Here is a 17,319-nt window from a genome sequence, read left to right as displayed (position 1 = left end):
TTGCAAGTCGAACAACAGACATTTGGAAAGAGACAGATAAAAATAAAGACAATATTAATTCTTGTTTTAATTTTAGATAAACTATGGCAGACAAAAAAGAAAAACTCTTCTCAGACTTTTCTCCTGTCTCCACCGAACAATGGATGGAGAAGGTTACAGCCGACTTGAAAGGTGCTGATTTTGAGAAGAAGCTCGTTTGGAAGACAAACGAAGGGTTCAAAGTGAAACCTTTCTACCGGATGGAAGATCTGGAAGGTTTAAAGACTACTGATGCGCTTCCCGGAGAATTCCCGTATCTGAGAGGAACTAAGAAAGACAACAATGAGTGGCTGGTTCGCCAGGAAATCAGAGTGGAATGCCCCAAAGAGGCCAATGCGAAAGCACTGGATATCCTGAACAAGGGTGTCGATTCACTTTCTTTCCATGTAAAGGCAAAAGAACTCAATGCAGAATATCTTGAAACTTTGTTGAATGATATTCAGGCTGAGTGTGTTGAACTGAACTTCTCTACTTGCCAGGGACACGTTGTAGAACTGGCTAATCTGCTGGTAGCTTATTTCCAAAAGAAGGATTATGATGTGAAGAAGCTGAAAGGTTCCATCAATTATGATTTCTTCAACAAGATGCTGACCCGCGGCAAGGAAAAGGGCGATATGGTACAAACTGCCAAAGCACTGATTGAAGCTATCCAACCGCTTCCTTTCTACCGTGTACTGAATGTGAACGCTTTGACTTTGAACAATGCCGGAGCTTATATCTCACAGGAATTGGGTTATGCGTTGGCTTGGGGTAACGAATATATGACCCAACTGGCCGATGCCGGTGTTCCTGCTGCTATAGTGGCTAAGAAAATCAAATTCAACTTCGGTATCAGCTCCAATTATTTCCTTGAAATTGCTAAATTCCGTGCTGCACGTCTGTTATGGGCGAATATCGTAGCTTCTTACAATCCTGAATGCCTGCGCGACTGTGAAAACAAAGGCCCTAACGGTGAATGTCGTTGCGCGGCGAAAATGGCGGTTCATGCCGAAACTTCGACTTTCAATCTTACTCTGTTTGATGCGCACGTGAACCTGCTCCGTACACAAACTGAAGCGATGAGTGCTGCATTGGGTGGCGTAGATTCAATGACTGTCACTCCATTTGACAAGGCTTACGAAACTCCGGACGACTTCTCAGAACGCTTGGCCCGTAATCAACAACTGCTGTTGAAAGAAGAATCGCATTTCGATAAAGTAATTGATCCGGCTGCCGGTTCTTACTATATTGAAAACTTGACAATATCTATTGCACAGCAAGCATGGAATCTGTTCTTATCAGTAGAAGAAGCCGGTGGTTTCTATGCTGCATTGAAAGCCGGAACTGTTCAGGCTTCTGTGAACGAAAGTAATAAAGCCCGTCATAAGGCAGTGGCTCAGCGTCGTGAAGTTTTGCTGGGTACTAACCAATTCCCTAACTTCAATGAAAAGGCCGGTGATAAACGCCCGGTTGAAGCAAAATGCTGCTGCGGTGGAAAAGACCATACCTGCGAGAAAGATGTGGATACATTGGTATTCGACCGTGCTGCCAGTGAATTTGAAGCACTCCGTCTTGAAACGGAAGTATCGGGCAAACGTCCGAAAGCGTTCATGCTGACTATCGGTAACCTGGCTATGCGTCAGGCACGTGCACAATACTCTTGCAACTTCCTGGCTTGTGCCGGTTATGAAGTGGTTGATAACCTCGGTTTTGAAACAGTAGAAGCCGGAGTGGAAGCTGCGATGGCTGCGAAAGCTGATATTGTCGTAATCTGTTCCAGTGATGATGAATATGCGGAATATGCAATTCCAGCATTCAAGGCATTGAACGGTCGCGCTATGTTTATCGTTGCCGGTGCTCCTGCTTGTATGGATGAACTGAAAGCAGCAGGTATCGAAAACTTCATCCATGTTCGTGTCAACGTACTGGATACCTTGAAAGAGTTTAACGCCAAACTATTGAAGTAAGATGAGAAAAGATTTTAAGAACTTAGATATATATGCCGCATTTCAGCCAGTTAACGGTGCTGAATGGCAAAAGGCTAACGGTATCTCCGCTGACTGGAAAACGCCGGAACACATTGAAGTGAAGCCTGTTTATACAAAAGAAGACCTCGAAGGAATGGAACATCTCGGTTATGCTGCCGGACTTCCTCCTTATCTGCGTGGTCCGTATTCAGTAATGTACACCCTTCGCCCCTGGACTATCCGTCAGTATGCCGGATTCTCTACTGCCGAAGAATCCAATGCTTTCTATCGCCGTAATCTGGCTTCTGGTCAGAAAGGTTTGTCAGTAGCGTTTGACTTGGCTACTCACCGCGGTTATGACCCCGACCACGAACGTGTAGTGGGTGACGTAGGTAAAGCAGGTGTATCTATCTGTTCATTGGAAAACATGAAAGTTTTGTTCGATGGTATTCCTTTGAACAAGATGTCTGTATCCATGACGATGAACGGTGCTGTACTTCCGGTTATGGCATTCTATATCAATGCCGGTTTGGAACAGGGCGCTAAACTCGAAGAAATGGCAGGTACTATCCAAAACGATATTTTGAAAGAATTCATGGTGCGTAATACCTATATTTATCCACCTGCATTCTCTATGAAGATTATCTCTGATATCTTCGAATACACTTCACAGAAGATGCCTAAGTTTAACTCTATCTCTATTTCCGGTTATCACATGCAGGAAGCAGGTGCTACCGCAGATATTGAGTTGGCTTATACATTGGCCGATGGTTTGGAATATCTCCGTGCCGGAACAGCGGCAGGTATCGATATCGATGCATTTGCTCCGCGTCTTTCTTTCTTCTGGGCAATCGGAACCAATCACTTTATGGAGATTGCCAAGATGCGTGCCGCACGTATGTTGTGGGCAAAGATTGTGAAACAATTTAATCCGAAGAACCCGAAATCACTGGCATTGCGTACTCACTCACAGACTTCCGGATGGTCATTGACGGAGCAAGATCCGTTCAACAACGTAGGACGTACTTGTATCGAAGCTATGGCCGCTGCTTTGGGACATACTCAGTCTTTGCATACCAATGCATTGGATGAGGCTATCGCTCTTCCGACAGATTTCTCCGCACGTATTGCCCGTAATACTCAGATTTATATTCAGGAAGAAACCTATGTCTGTAAGAACGTTGACCCGTGGGGTGGTTCTTACTATGTAGAGTCCCTGACGAACGAACTGGCTCATAAGGCTTGGGAACACATTCAGGAAATCGAAAAACTGGGCGGTATGGCGAAAGCTATCGAAACCGGTATTCCGAAGATGCGTATTGAAGAAGCTGCCGCACGTACACAGGCCCGTATCGACAGCGGTCAGCAGACTATTGTTGGTGTGAACAAGTATCGTTTGGATAAAGAAGCTCCAATTGATATTCTTGAAATTGATAATACTGCCGTTCGTCTTGAACAGATTGAAAACCTGAAACGTTTGAAAGAAGGACGTAATCAGGCAGAAGTGGATAAAGCATTGGCTGCTATCACTGAATGTGTGAAGACTGGCAAGGGTAACTTGCTGGAACTGGCAGTTGAAGCAGCTCGTGTTCGTGCTACTTTGGGCGAAATTTCTTATGCGTGCGAACAGATTGTAGGACGTTATAAAGCAATAATTAGAACGATATCAGGCGTGTATTCATCAGAAAGTAAAAACGATAGCGACTTCAAGCGTGCTTGTGAACTGGCAGAGAAGTTTGCGAAAAAAGAGGGACGTCAACCTCGTATCATGGTTGCAAAGATGGGACAAGACGGTCACGACCGTGGTGCCAAGGTGGTAGCGACAGGTTATGCAGACTGCGGTTTCGACGTGGACATGGGGCCATTGTTCCAGACTCCTGCGGAAGCGGCTCGCGAAGCAGTAGAAAACGATGTTCACGTAGTGGGTGTTTCTTCACTGGCTGCCGGACACAAGACATTGGTTCCGCAGATTATCGAAGAGTTGAAGAAACTGGGACGTGAAGACATCGTAGTGATTGCCGGTGGGGTTATTCCTGCACAAGATTATGATTTCTTGTATAAGGCAGGTGTAGCCGCTATTTTCGGTCCGGGTACTCCGGTTGCGAAAGCTGCTTGTCAGATTTTGGAAATTCTTATGGATGAAGAATAAGGCAATCAACGGGTTGTATAAACCATGAAATGATAATTAAAAAAGGGTCAGTTGCTGACCCTTTTTTTGTATCCTATTATTGAAATATTCCCTTTGGGGGATTTTATAAAAAGTACCTTAAATTTGATTTATTGAAAAAATATTCATAATATTGTCATCACTTTGTTAACTATTGGACCGTACCTTTGCGTATAAAATTCTAAACTATGGTAGATTTCATGGATGATAAACAATTATTGGGGGAGCTGAAAAGAGGCAATAATGTGGCTTTTGAGTTTCTGTTCAAGAGTTATTATCCTCGTTTGCGAGGGTATGCTATCCGTTTTATTGAAGATGAAGAAACAGTCCGTGATATTATTCAGGAGTGTTTCTTGCGATTTTGGGAACGTCGTGAAATGTTATCTGCTCTTTCACTCACTTCTCTTCTTTTTTCTATGGTTCGTAATGGATGCCTGAATTATTTAAAACATCGCTCGATTGTTGAAAAGTACCGGGTGGAGTATCTGGCAAAGGTGGATGGAGAAGAAAGACTCTACTACGCAGACTTTATGCAGGATGCGGAACATAAATTATTATATAATGAATTACAGGAACAGATTGCTTTTGTGCTCAATCAGTTGCCGGACAGGTCGCGTGAGATATTTCTGTTAAGTCGTTTCAGAGGATTGAAGAACAGGGAAATCGCGGAAAAACTACAAATATCGACTACGGCAGTCGAAAAACATATTGCAAGAGCTTTACAATATTTTTCCAGGCATTTCAGTGAGCACTATCCGGTAGATTTGTATATGGTGATATTGGCATGGCTGATGATGGAGCAAAACTGATAAATTTGCTCTTTAGTTATATTAAAGAATAAGAAGCAGGAAAGTTTTTTCTGCTTTTTTTGTTTCGGGAGTTGGGTAAATGAAATATGGGTTGTTACATCTTATAGAAAGTGAATATAATGAAGCAAGAAGAAAATATCCGAGAATTGGCTATTCAGTATTTTGAAGGACGTATATCAAGAGCTGACGAAAAGACCCTGTTTGAATGTATTGAACAGACTGAGGGTGGCTATGGCAGATTCCGTCAATGGGAGAAAGAATGGATGAACAACCGGGTGTCTGATTCGCAGACTGATGCCGAATGGGAAGCATTGAAGCATAAGATGTACACGCAGGAAGCTATTGTTCCATTATTGAAGAAACCGAAACTGAATATATGGAAGATAGCCCGTATCGCTGCCGTGGTAGCGTTGATTATCAGTAGCACGCTGGGTATCCGGCAAACTGTTTACCTGTTTACACCGAAAACGTTCTTTGTTTGCGAAGCCCCGCTGGGGGATAAGAGTAAAATACAGCTTTCGGATGGGACTATCGTATGGCTGAATTCAGGTTCCGTACTAAGATATTCGAATCATTTCAATACTGCCGACCGGGTTGTGGAACTGGAAGGAGAAGGATATTTTGAAGTAACCAGGCGGAATGGAAAGAGATTCACGGTAAAGACGCAGGAATATGATGTGGTGGTGAAAGGTACAAAGTTTAATGTATCCGCCTATCCGGACGATTCTTATATAACTACTACCTTACAGGAAGGAACGGTAGAGTTGAATTATAAGGAAGAACAAATACGGATGTCGCCGGGAGAATCCATTTCTTTGGATTTGCAGACAGGGCAGTTGAAAGGAAAGAAAGTCAATGCATGGCAGGCAATGGCGTGGGCGGAAGACAGAATCGAATATGACGATATAACATTGGGAGAGATGGTGAAGAAACTTTCCCGTCAGTACGATGTGCGTATTCAGTTGGAGTCCGAGAAGCTGGGCGACATGAAGTTCCGTGTTTCGTTGCGTAATAAAGAGACAATCGTAGACGTAATGGATGCGCTTAAAGAAATCATACCTATCAAAGTAGAATACAAGGAAAAGGATATATATATAAGATAAGAACTCTATGTTTAATTGTAAAGAAATCAAGTATGAATATTACTCAAATAGGCAGATTGGGGATGCTGTTGATGATGGCATCTGTTGCAATTTCGTGTTCTGACTCTAATCCTTTAGACTCATATACCCGTGTTCCATTTGAAAAGACGGAAACGGACGATGGAACTAGTGATGGTGACGGAGACGGTGCCGGCGGTTTGTTCGAGAAAGGAAACGGAACGGACAGCAAACCTTATGTGATAATGGATGGGACGCAGATTAAGAATATGCGTAGTGTATTGAAATCGGGAATAAAAGTTTATTTTCAGTTGGGCGCTGACATTGATATGGCAGGTATTGATGATTGGCAATCATTGAATGGTTCAGGAGATTTCCCTTATGAGATAGACTTTGACGGAGACAGTCATGTCATTAAGAACTTTAAATGCTCTGCCGGTGATTATCCGAGTTTCTTCGGGGTGTTGTGTGGTGATTGCCGTAATGTAGGTTTTGTTGACGCTTCCGTTTCGTCCACTCGGCAAGGTATAGGAATTATCACCGGTTATCTTGGACTTAAAGATAAGGGAAATGGTAGTAAGACGGGAAGAATTGTGAATTGCTATACGACCGGTGAGGTGATAGGATCCGGTGCTGCTGGTGGAATCGCCGGTGTGTTGGCAAACAGCTATGACGGACAGGAAAGCTATATAAAGAACTGCTATTCAAGTGCAACGGTCAACGACCAGGCTGCAAGCGGTGGAAAAGCGGGTGGTATTGTCGGGCGGAAAGTTGGTGTCGGTGGCTTTATTGAAAACTGTTATGCATATGGGGCGGTCAGCGCGACAAAAGGAGGCATAGGTGGTGTTTTAGGACAAATCGACAAGAATAGTGATATTGCCATCAAGAACAGTGCAGCATGGAGTAATATGACCGGAGTAGATACTTCGTCAACCGTAGGACGCATTGTCGGTGTATCTGCTTCATTGGGCAGCTATGAGAATTGTTATGCTTATGATGGTATCGTACTGAAAGTGAATGAAAGTATAATTATTCCATCGGACGAATCGTCGGCTACGGGAACGACATTTCACGGAGTGGCAAAAACGACCGGAGAGCTGGAAGATATTATCGTAGCTTGGAATCCGAATCTTTGGAAAAAAGGAACGGACGGTTATCCGATATTCCAGTGGTCTGAATAATAAGAGCCTATAAATACAAAAAGCAGAAATAATCTGCTTTTTTGTGTTTATAGGAGTTGGGTAGATGGACGATGAGTTGTTTTATCTTATAGAGGCGGTTCTTGAAAATTACTACAATCGAATATATATATCCTTAAATATAAATCACTTTAAATTGTAACAACTTAATTGATAAAATTATGAATGACCGAAGAAACTCATTTTTTAGATTGTTTCTCTTGATTCTGTTATGTATGGGCGTCCAGTCATTTAGGGCGCAGACAGTTACGAAGGTCTTTAAGAATGAGCCGCTAAAAGCGGTATTGAAAGAAGTTGAGCGGCAGACAAAGTACTCCATTATCTATAAAACAGACGAGGTTAACGAAAACAAGCGAATAACAGCTTCCTTTCAACAAACAACTGTAAACAATGTGCTTGCTGCTGTTTTGGATAAAGACGTAGAGTACAAGCTACAAAACCGGATGATTATCATCACAAAGAAAACAGCACGCAATACCGCTACTGTCCCGTCACAGTCCTTACACCGGGTTGTGGGGAAAGTAGTCGATGTGAATGGCGAACCGATAATTGGTGCCAGTGTACAGGTGGTGGGACAATCTATGGGGACAGTCACAAACTTGGATGGTGAATTTACGTTGTCGTCCGTTCCGGTCAATGCGGTAATCGTAGTGTCGTATATCGGGTTTGAAAAGAAAGAAATCAAAGTCTCCGAGTTGCAGAAATCTTCGAGAGTGATGCTTCGTGAGGATACAGCGACGTTGGAAGAAGTGGTAGTCGTTGGTTATGGTACTCAAAAGAAAGTCAATCTGACGGGAGCCGTAGCTGTAGTAGACACTAAAACGATGGAAGACAGACCTGTGCCGAGAGCTTCGCAGATGTTGCAAGGAACAATTCCTAATATGAATGTTACTTTCGGGTCGGGCTATCCGGGGGCTTCGGCAACTATCAATATCCGTGGTGTCAATTCTATTAGCGGCAATGCATCGCCACTGGTTCTGATTGACGGTATAGAGGGAGATGTCGATCGCTTGAACCCGAATGATATCGCATCTATTTCAGTGCTGAAAGATGCCTCTTCTGCTGCCATTTACGGTGCGCGTGCCTCTTATGGTGTTATTCTAGTGACTACCAAAGAGGGGTCTGCCCGTAAGACTACCGTTTCGTATGATGGGAGATACTCATGGAGTAATCAGACGACTTCTACCGATTTTGAAACCAGAGGCTATTATTCGGCTGGTATTAACGACCTGTTTTATACCAACTATAATGGAAAGCCTTATACTAATTATACGGAAGAAGATTACCGTCAGCTTTGGTTACGGCGGAATGATAAAACGGAGAATCCGGAACGTCCCTGGGTAGTGACCGACCAACGCGATGGAAGGGACACATATGTATATTACGGTAATTTTGACTGGTATAATTATCTCTATCGTAAAAACAGACCGATGTGGGAGCATAATATCAGTGTTAGCGGGGGAAATGACAAGCTGAACTATTACTTATCAGGAAATACAGTTGACCAGACTGGTATCTTCAGGCAGAACCCCGATAAGTATAAGGTATATAACTTCAGAAGTAAAATCTCGGCTAAAATAACTCCGAGGCTGACCATTAGCAATAATACGAAGTACCATTACAATAGTTACTCTTATCCGGGACTGTCGGGCATTAATAATAACTTCAATACTGCTGTGAATCATGCGTTGGCTAGCTTTGTACCTGTCAATCCTGACGGTAGTGCCGTGTATCTGACCTCATTGAGTAATTCCGCAGTTTTGGATGGGATGGGGGCTATCCTTGCTTATGGAAAGCATAAAAATGAAGACCAGCGGTATGAGTTTTCCACAACATTTGAGGCAAGTTTCAATGTAATGAAAAACCTGAATATCCGTGCCAATTACAGTTACCTGCACTATAATTATCAAACCATGAACAGAACGGTGAATGTGCCCTATTCCAAATATCCAGGTGAAATATCCTACCTGACTACCGGAAACGGTGTGAATCAGTTGAAAGAAACACAAACCAATCATTGGTATCAGGCCTTCAATGTGTATGGTGACTATATGTTGGATTTTGCCGGTCATCAGTTCAAGATTATGGCTGGTTATAACTATGAAACCAAGCGTCTGAAAGACATTAAAGTCTCCCGCCAAGGGTTGCTTTCCGATGACCTGAATGACTTGAATCTGGCAGTCGGTGACGCAATGACTATGTCCGGCGGACAGAATGAATACGCACTTCTAGGTGCATTTTATCGTCTTAATTACTCCTACAAGGGCGGCCGTTACTTATTTGAGACGAGCGGACGCTATGACGGAAGTTCTCGTTTCAGAAGCGGACACCGTTTTGGTTTCTTTCCCTCAGCTTCCGTAGGATGGAGAATCAGTGAAGAACCGTTTTTCGGAAACTTAAAGAAGAATATTGATAATGTGAAATTACGCTTGTCGTACGGTTCGTTGGGAAATCAGCAGGTAGGATATTATGACTATATACAAACCATTAACACCAATGGTACAATGAATTATATATTTGGTGATCAGAAGAAAGGCTCTTATGCCAGTGTTTCCGACCCGAATTCCGCCGACCTGACTTGGGAAACCGTTTCGACTTGGAACGTGGGACTAGACCTCGGCTTTTTGAATAATCGTTTGAACTTGACTGCCGATGCTTATATCAGGGATACCAAAGGTATGCAAACTTCCGGCAAGAAACTTCCCGGTGCTTACGGAGCTAATGAACCCAAGCAAAATGCAGCCAACCTGCGTACCAAAGGTTGGGAATTGATGCTGACATGGAACGACGCTTTCAAGCTGGCAAACAAGCCTTTCCGCTATAACCTGTCCGTAGGCTTGGCGGACAATACATCGGAAATAACGAAATTCGATAATCCGTCCAAGATATTGAGCGATTATTATGTCGGGCAGAAACTGGGAGATATTTGGGGATATGTAGTGGACGGACTTTTCAGAACGGACGAAGAAGCGGCAAACTATAACGTTGACCAAACGGCAGTGAACTTCGTTATCAACACGGCACAGGTGAATCCGGGACTTCATGCCGGTGATATGAAGTTCGTAGATTTGGACGGTAACAATAAAATATCTTCCGGTTCGAATACAGCGGATGACCCGGGTGACCGGAAAATAATCGGAAACTCATTGCCGCGTTATACGTATAGTATTCAAGGTGGTTTCGACTGGTACGGTTTCGACTTCTCTATCTATCTCCAGGGCGTAGGACATCAGGACTGGTATCCGGGCACTAACTCCGTATTCTTTTGGGGGCCGTATGCGCGTCCGTACTCATCATTCATTCCCCGTGATTTCTTGAGTAATGTATGGAGCCCGGAAAATCCGGATGCTTATTTCCCGCGTCCGATAGGGTATCTTGCTTTGGGCAATAATCGTTCTTTGGGAGTGGTGAACGACCGTTATTTGCAGAATCTAGCCTATTGCAGGGTAAAAAATATAACAGTAGGTTATACGATTCCCGCCGTATGGACGAAGAAAGTGAAGATAGAACGCCTGCATATCTATTTCAGTGGCGAGAACCTGTTTACTTTCTCTCCACTAAAGAGTGATTACATTGATCCGGAACAGGCATCGGCGGAGAACTCCATTAAGTCGGCAAATGGTAACGCTAAACTGTATCCTTGGTCGAAGACCTATTCTTTTGGAGTGAACGTAACTTTTTAAACTAAATAATATCTGAATTATGAAACCTGTTTATATAGTATCTTGGTTGCTCGCATTGGCGGTATCTTTCGTATCTTGCGACGATTGGTTGGATAAGACACCTAAAGACCGTCTGTATCCTGATGTGTATTTCAAGACTGAGGATGAGTTGCGGTTGTTTACGAATCAGTTTTATAATAACTTGATTCCGGCTGCCGCCGATATCTATTCCGAATCATCCGATTTAATTGTCAAGTCCGATTTGATGCTCGAAATGTCCGGGCAGCGTATCATCCCCGATGAGGGAAACGGCTGGAATTTTACTGCACTCCGGGATATTAATTTCTATTTGCAGTATTCTCACAACTGCACGGATGTGAATGCCCGTAACCGTTATGATGGTGTCGCCCGTTTTTTCAGAGCTTATTTCTATTTTGAGAAGGTGAAGAGGTACGGTGACATTCCCTGGTATGACAAAGCACTTGATTCGGACGACCCGGATTTGTATAAGGCCCGGGATTCACGGGAATTCGTCATGCAGAAAATGTTGTCCGACCTGGATTTTGCGATTACCAATCTTCCGAAAACAAAAAATGCATATATACTGACCCGGTGGACAGCCTTAGCACTGAAATCCCGTGTCTGTCTGTTCGAGGGGACTTTCCGAAAATATCACGGATTAGAGGATTATGAGAAATATTTGGATGCTTGTGTCTCGGCATCCGAAACTTTTATGAATGAAAGCGGATATACGCTCTATAAATCGGGCAGCACACCTTACAGGGATTTATTCGCTTCCATGAATCTGCAAGCGGATGAAATCATTTTCGGTCGCGACTATGAAGCCTCTCTTTCTGTTCTTCATAATGTGCAGAATTATGAGAATGCCACTACGATGGGGCGCCCGGGATTAAATAAGAAGATTGTGAATTCTTATCTGATGGCGGACGGAAGCCGTTTCACGGATAAAGTCGGTTATGAAACAATGACTTTCGAGCAGGAATGTCAGAATCGGGACCCACGATTGGCACAAACTATCCGTACTCCCGGATATACGAGAATAGGAAGTACAAAGAAAGAGGCTCCGAACCTTGCTTACACAATGACGGGATATCACCTGATAAAATATTCGATGACGGCTAATTATGATGAATATAATAAATCATGCAATGATATTCCACTGTTCCGTACGGCAGAGGTATACTTGAATTTTGCAGAAGCAAAAGCCGAATTGGGAACTTTGAAGCAGGCGGATATTAATAAATCCATCAAGTTACTTAGAGACAGGGTAGGGATGGGGAATCTGGATATGGAACTGGCTAATTCAAAACCGGATCCGTACCTGATGAGTGCTGCCACAGGTTATCCGAATGTGAAAGGAGCTAACCAGGGGGTAATTCTTGAAATTCGCCGTGAACGGACTATCGAACTGGCGATGGAAGGTTTCCGCTATTACGATATCATGCGCTGGAAAGAAGGGAAATTATTCGAGAATGACTTGCTGGGAATCTATATCCCCGGTCCGGGTACTTACGATTTGGACCAGGACGGTACGGATGATGTCTGCTTCTACGTTGGAACGAAACCTGCCGGAAATGTACCTTTATATCTGGAAATTGGCGAACAGATTCGTTTGTCGAACGGTGAGAGCGGTTATATCATCTGTCATAGTCTGATTACTAAAAAATGGAATGAAGACAGAGATTATTTATATCCTGTTCCTATCAGCGAACGTACTTTGTCCAATGGTGCAGTCACACAGAATCCCGGTTGGAATGACGGATTGAACTTTAATTAATTAGATTCAGAAATATAAATTCTTATGAAAAATATGATTTCTTATATATGTCTTCTGGCAGCAGTGTTTGCCAACTTGTCCTGTGCCGATGACATGGACAACTCCAAGTTCGATAATATGATACCCTACGGCAAGCAGGAGGTTTCTTATACTTACCCGAAAGGAGAGGATAATCTCAGAGTACTGACTTTTAACATAAGGCATTGTGCTGGCAGCGATGGCGTGATTAATTATGACAGAACTACCGCTATTATCAATGGAATGGAGCCTGATATTGTTTGCTTGCAGGAAGTGGACTATATGACTACCCGCAGCAATAAAGTCGACCAGTTGAAAATCTTGGCAGATAAAACAGGAATGAACCACTATTTCAGTAAGTCAATCAGCTATCAGGGAGGTGAATACGGAAACGGTCTTTTATTTAAAGGAACACCGGTCAGTACACGGACTTACCCGCTTCCCGGTGCCGAACTTCGTTCTGCTGCCATAGCCGAATTTGAGAATTATGTAGTCATCTCCACGCATCTGGCTCTGGAAGAAAATAACAGAATAGAGTCTGCGAAGTTATTGACACAGCTTGCCAAAGAATACAAAAAGGTAGTGTATATGGCAGGTGACTTTAATGAAGACTTGATGAACGGGGCATTCTTTACGGAGTTGAAAAAGGAATGGAATGTAGTTAGTTCTACGGAAAATACTTTTCCTACGGGGCAATCTACCAAGCGCATCGACTTTGTTGTGGCATTGAAGAGTCCTGCAACGAGTGTGGTGAAATCGAATGTCGTGTATAATCTGGACGGTGTTAACGTTTCGATGGCTTCCGACCATTATCCTCTTTATTGCGATTTTCGCAAGGTGACGGCACTCGAAGAATTTCCGAAAGCCGCGGGCGATTTGCGCATAGCTAATTACTTCATGAAAAACTGTGCCGGTACGGACGGAATTATTGACTATGACCGCATCGCTGCTGTTATAAATAAAATGAATTCCGATATTATCTGCTTGCAGGGACTGGATAAGGAGACGGAGCGCTCAAGCGGCATAGACCAGTTGAATACATTGGCGCAAAAGAGTAATATGCATGATTATTTTGCTAAAGCGATTGATTACAAGGGCGGAGAGTTTGGCGTAGGTATATTGACGAAAGACGAACCAATCAGTGTGGACAGGTATCAGATGCCGGGAAAGAGTGAGATGCGTGCGGCAATGGTAGTGGAATATGAGAAATTTGTGGTAGCCAGTACGAATTTTGATACGGATATGGCTAAACGTATTGAGGCGCTTCAGACATTGCATACGAAGTTGTCCGCTTATAACAAGCCGGCATTCTTGGCTGGCTATTTCAATGAAGGTAATTTGGAAAGCGACTTCTTCAAGAAAGTAAAGGAAGATTGGAATCTTCTTAGTGCGGACAAGTCGACCGAAAACGGTGGAAAACAGCGTCGTCTGGACTTTATTGTATCTTTGAAAGACCATGACGTTACTGTGACGCAAGCCGACGTGATGGAATATCTGACCGGAGCCGACGTTGCGACCGCTTCTTCACACTATCCTCTCTTCTGTGACTTCACAGGTCTGAAATAAAACATGATTGGGTGCGGAATGCTATATGGATACTAATTGACTAAAATGTAATAATCCCGTTTTTTCACTCCAGATAGATAGAATGAAGAAACGGGATGTTATTTTGCTCGTATTCTCATTATGAGTGCTTTACTTTGGTAGGAGTAACATATTCTGCAGAATATTGTTCTTTTAGACAAATATTCGTGTAACTTTGCAAACTGTTAGTATAAAAACAAGAGGAGAAAGAATGATAGTTTGCATAGCCGAAAAACCATCTGTAGCACGCGATATAGCCGAAGTACTCGGCGCTCATACCAGAAAAGAAGGATATATAGAAGGAAACGGATACCAGGTGACTTGGACGTTCGGGCATCTCTGTACCTTGAAAGAGCCGCATGAATATACGCCGAAGTGGAAGTCATGGAGCCTGGGGAGTTTGCCGATGATTCCGCCACGTTTCGGTATCAAGCTGATTGGGCATGATCCGGGTATTGAAAGACAATTCCATATCATCGAAGGGCTGATGCAGAATGCGGATGAAATCATCAATTGCGGTGATGCCGGTCAAGAAGGAGAATTGATTCAGCGTTGGGTGATGCAGAAGGCTGGAGCACGCTGTCCGGTGAAGAGACTGTGGATTTCTTCTTTGACGGAAGAAGCTATTCGTGAAGGTTTTTCCAAGTTGAAAGATCAGTCTGATTTTCAGTCGTTGTATGAGGCGGGACTTTCTCGTGCAATAGGTGACTGGCTGTTGGGAATGAACGCTACCCGCCTTTATACGATTAAGTACGGTCAAAACAAGCAGGTGCTCTCTATCGGTCGTGTGCAAACGCCTACTTTGGCATTGATTGTCAACCGCCAGTTGGAAATCGCCAATTTCCAACCCAAGCAATATTGGGAATTGAAAACAAACTATCGCAACACTACCTTCTCTGCCCTCATCCGCAAGAGTGATGAAGAAATAGCTGCGGAGGAAGAGAAGAACGGTGGAAAAAAGAAAATAGACAATCCGGGCATCGACCCCATTGCCAATCGTGAAGAAGGTGAAGCTTTGGTGGAACGTATCAAAGACCTGCCATTTATAGTAACCAGTGTCGGCAAGAAAGACGGAAAGGAATACGCTCCGCGCTTGTTCGACTTGACTTCTCTTCAGGTGGAGTGTAACAAGAAATTCGCCTATTCCGCCGATGAGACACTGAAACTTATCCAGTCTCTTTACGAAAAGAAAGTGGCTACCTATCCGCGTGTCGATACAACTTTCCTGAGTGATGATATTTATCCGAAATGTCCCGGTATTCTGAAAGGACTTCGTGACTACGAAGTTTTGACAGCTCCGCTGAACGGTTCCACGCTACCTAAATCAAAAAAGGTATTTGATAACTCGAAAGTGACAGACCACCACGCTATTATCCCTACCGGAGTGTATGCTCAAAACCTTACCGATATGGAACGTCGTGTCTACGACTTGATAGCCCGTCGTTTTATAGCAGTGTTCTATCCCGATTGTAAGATTTCGACTACTACTGTAATGGGCGAAGTGGATAAGATAGAATTTAAAGTCACCGGAAAACAAATTCTTGAACCGGGCTGGCGTGTAGTATTCGCTAAAGACGTGAAAGACTCTGCCGAAGAGAAAGAAGACGAGGACGAAAATGTTCTTCCTGCCTTTGTGAAAGGAGAGAGCGGTCCTCACATTCCCGACTTGAACGAGAAATGGACGCAGCCACCAAGACCTTTTACGGAAGCGACTTTGCTCCGTGCAATGGAAACAGCCGGAAAACTGGTGGATAATGATGAACTTCGCGATGCTTTGAAAGAGAATGGTATCGGTCGTCCGTCTACCCGTGCAGCTATTATAGAAACCTTGTTCAAACGAAATTATATCCGCAAAGAGAGAAAGAACCTGATTGCCACACCGACAGGAGTGGAACTGGTGCAACTAATCCACGAAGAACTTTTGAAATCGGCGGAATTGACAGGTATTTGGGAAAAGAAGTTGCGCGAGATTGAAAAGAAAACATATGACGCCCGCCAATTCCTCGAAGAACTGAAGCAAATGGTTTCGGAAGTCGTGATGAGTGTACTGTCTGATAACACGAATCGTCGTATTACTATTCAAGACGCAGTAACTGCCAAAGCCGACGAGAAAGCGAAGAAAGAACCTAAAAAGCGCGAACGGAAAGCGGCAAGTGCACCCAAAGAGAAGAAAGCGAAGCCCGAAACAAAAGGGATAGAAAATGCAAAAGCAGAAACGCTGTCAGTTCCTGCATCAGCTCCTGCTCCCGTTTCATCCCCGGTCAATAATCCGGATTCATTTGTCGGACAACCTTGTCCGGCTTGTGGTAAGGGAACGATTATAAAAGGGAAAACAGCCTACGGATGCTCTGAATGGAGAAACGGATGTACGTACCGAAAGAATTTTGAGTAGTGCAGGTTTCTGAACGACCGATATCTTTTTCTTGAATCCTTTTTACTATGGTGGAAATGTTATCTTGATGAGTTGAATCTATTTATTTAGTTCCTTTTCGCACGGTTATGGACTAACCGTTTTCGGGCTTAAAAAAGAGTAAAAGAACGGGATTATCCCCGATACATTTTCAATAAATGCAGTAAAAAACATGTTTTTAGAGATTAAGAGCTTTTTGAACGATGAATTAGGATGTGTAAAACGAGAAATGTAAAATAGTTATTAGGTTAATACATAGCATAATATACCTTATTATATTCTCAAACAATTCTCATCGTTATGAGAAAAAATACTCATCGCGATGAGAAAATATTCTCATAGGGATGAGAATTAATTCTTATCACCGTGAGAAAATGTTCTTATCACGATGAGAAAAAATTCGATTAAGTGATAGCCTAACGAAGCGTTATTGAAGAGCCCGATGCCCGGCACACTTAGTTTAGTAAAAACTTCATTTACCAAAATAGCGAAAGGAGAGTGGAATAGCAAGCAGTAAATAATATTTCCTTCCAATGGCAAGTTTTTTTACTAGGACGATACTGAAAGGCCGGAGAAATACTCGGATA

The 17,319-nt window shown here is 43.3% G+C and carries 9 protein-coding genes; all 9 read left to right on the top strand.

All coding sequences use genetic code 11. The annotated features are described in order from the left end of the window. The first annotated feature begins 83 nt into the window (after positions 1 to 83). The 9 genes from mutA to ACGHVY_RS14910 all read left to right on the top strand — a co-directional run bounded on the left by mutA (position 84) and on the right by ACGHVY_RS14910 (position 16,714). Positions 84 to 1,985 (top strand): methylmalonyl-CoA mutase small subunit, encoded by a 1,902-nt coding sequence (gene mutA / locus ACGHVY_RS14950; protein ID WP_390599594.1) that lies wholly within the window; start codon positions 84 to 86, stop codon positions 1,983 to 1,985. Between the two features lies 1 nt (position 1,986). Then, positions 1,987 to 4,134 carry a methylmalonyl-CoA mutase gene (scpA, locus tag ACGHVY_RS14945; protein WP_308745364.1) on the top strand — a complete coding sequence of 716 codons (2,148 nt, stop codon included), beginning with the start codon at positions 1,987 to 1,989 and terminating at the stop codon, positions 4,132 to 4,134. Positions 4,135 to 4,340: 206 nt separating this feature from the next. Next, on the top strand, positions 4,341 to 4,961 hold the full coding sequence (locus ACGHVY_RS14940; protein ID WP_390599593.1) for an RNA polymerase sigma-70 factor: 621 nt from the start codon (positions 4,341 to 4,343) through the stop codon (positions 4,959 to 4,961). 119 nt (positions 4,962 to 5,080) lie between these two features. Next, positions 5,081 to 6,064, top strand: coding sequence for a FecR family protein (locus tag ACGHVY_RS14935; RefSeq protein WP_390599592.1), 984 nt, complete (start codon positions 5,081 to 5,083; stop codon positions 6,062 to 6,064). Positions 6,065 to 6,096: 32 nt separating this feature from the next. Further along, the gene (locus tag ACGHVY_RS14930; protein ID WP_390599591.1) at positions 6,097 to 7,242 is read left to right on the top strand and encodes a peptidase M26; all 1,146 of its coding nucleotides are present in this window, start codon (positions 6,097 to 6,099) and stop codon (positions 7,240 to 7,242) included. A 179-nt stretch (positions 7,243 to 7,421) separates the two neighbouring features. Continuing rightward, positions 7,422 to 10,943 carry a SusC/RagA family TonB-linked outer membrane protein gene (locus tag ACGHVY_RS14925; protein ID WP_390599590.1) on the top strand — a complete coding sequence of 1,174 codons (3,522 nt, stop codon included), beginning with the start codon at positions 7,422 to 7,424 and terminating at the stop codon, positions 10,941 to 10,943. Positions 10,944 to 10,962: 19 nt separating this feature from the next. Next, positions 10,963 to 12,720 (top strand): RagB/SusD family nutrient uptake outer membrane protein, encoded by a 1,758-nt coding sequence (locus tag ACGHVY_RS14920; protein ID WP_390599589.1) that lies wholly within the window; start codon positions 10,963 to 10,965, stop codon positions 12,718 to 12,720. 24 nt (positions 12,721 to 12,744) lie between these two features. Then, complete coding sequence (locus tag ACGHVY_RS14915) at positions 12,745 to 14,304, top strand: endonuclease/exonuclease/phosphatase family protein (protein WP_308745358.1); 1,560 nt, start codon at positions 12,745 to 12,747, stop codon at positions 14,302 to 14,304. 229 nt (positions 14,305 to 14,533) lie between these two features. Further along, entirely contained in the window at positions 14,534 to 16,714 is a 2,181-nt protein-coding gene (locus ACGHVY_RS14910; RefSeq protein ID WP_390599588.1) for a DNA topoisomerase 3, read from the top strand. The last annotated feature ends 605 nt before the right edge of the window (positions 16,715 to 17,319 follow it).

This window comes from Bacteroides sp. f07, from assembly GCF_042854785.1.
Classification (GTDB): domain Bacteria; phylum Bacteroidota; class Bacteroidia; order Bacteroidales; family Bacteroidaceae; genus Bacteroides.
The sequence above is the reverse complement of the archived record's forward strand: the minus strand, read 5'-3'. Positions and strand labels throughout refer to the sequence as shown.

Coding starts and splice junctions, on each gene's coding strand:
- mutA (WP_390599594.1), top strand. CDS start 84: ATGGCAGACAAAAAAGAAAAACTCTTCTCAGACTTTTCTCCTGTCTCC.
- scpA (WP_308745364.1), top strand. CDS start 1,987: ATGAGAAAAGATTTTAAGAACTTAGATATATATGCCGCATTTCAGCCA.
- ACGHVY_RS14940 (WP_390599593.1), top strand. CDS start 4,341: ATGGTAGATTTCATGGATGATAAACAATTATTGGGGGAGCTGAAAAGA.
- ACGHVY_RS14935 (WP_390599592.1), top strand. CDS start 5,081: ATGAAGCAAGAAGAAAATATCCGAGAATTGGCTATTCAGTATTTTGAA.
- ACGHVY_RS14930 (WP_390599591.1), top strand. CDS start 6,097: ATGAATATTACTCAAATAGGCAGATTGGGGATGCTGTTGATGATGGCA.
- ACGHVY_RS14925 (WP_390599590.1), top strand. CDS start 7,422: ATGAATGACCGAAGAAACTCATTTTTTAGATTGTTTCTCTTGATTCTG.
- ACGHVY_RS14920 (WP_390599589.1), top strand. CDS start 10,963: ATGAAACCTGTTTATATAGTATCTTGGTTGCTCGCATTGGCGGTATCT.
- ACGHVY_RS14915 (WP_308745358.1), top strand. CDS start 12,745: ATGAAAAATATGATTTCTTATATATGTCTTCTGGCAGCAGTGTTTGCC.
- ACGHVY_RS14910 (WP_390599588.1), top strand. CDS start 14,534: ATGATAGTTTGCATAGCCGAAAAACCATCTGTAGCACGCGATATAGCC.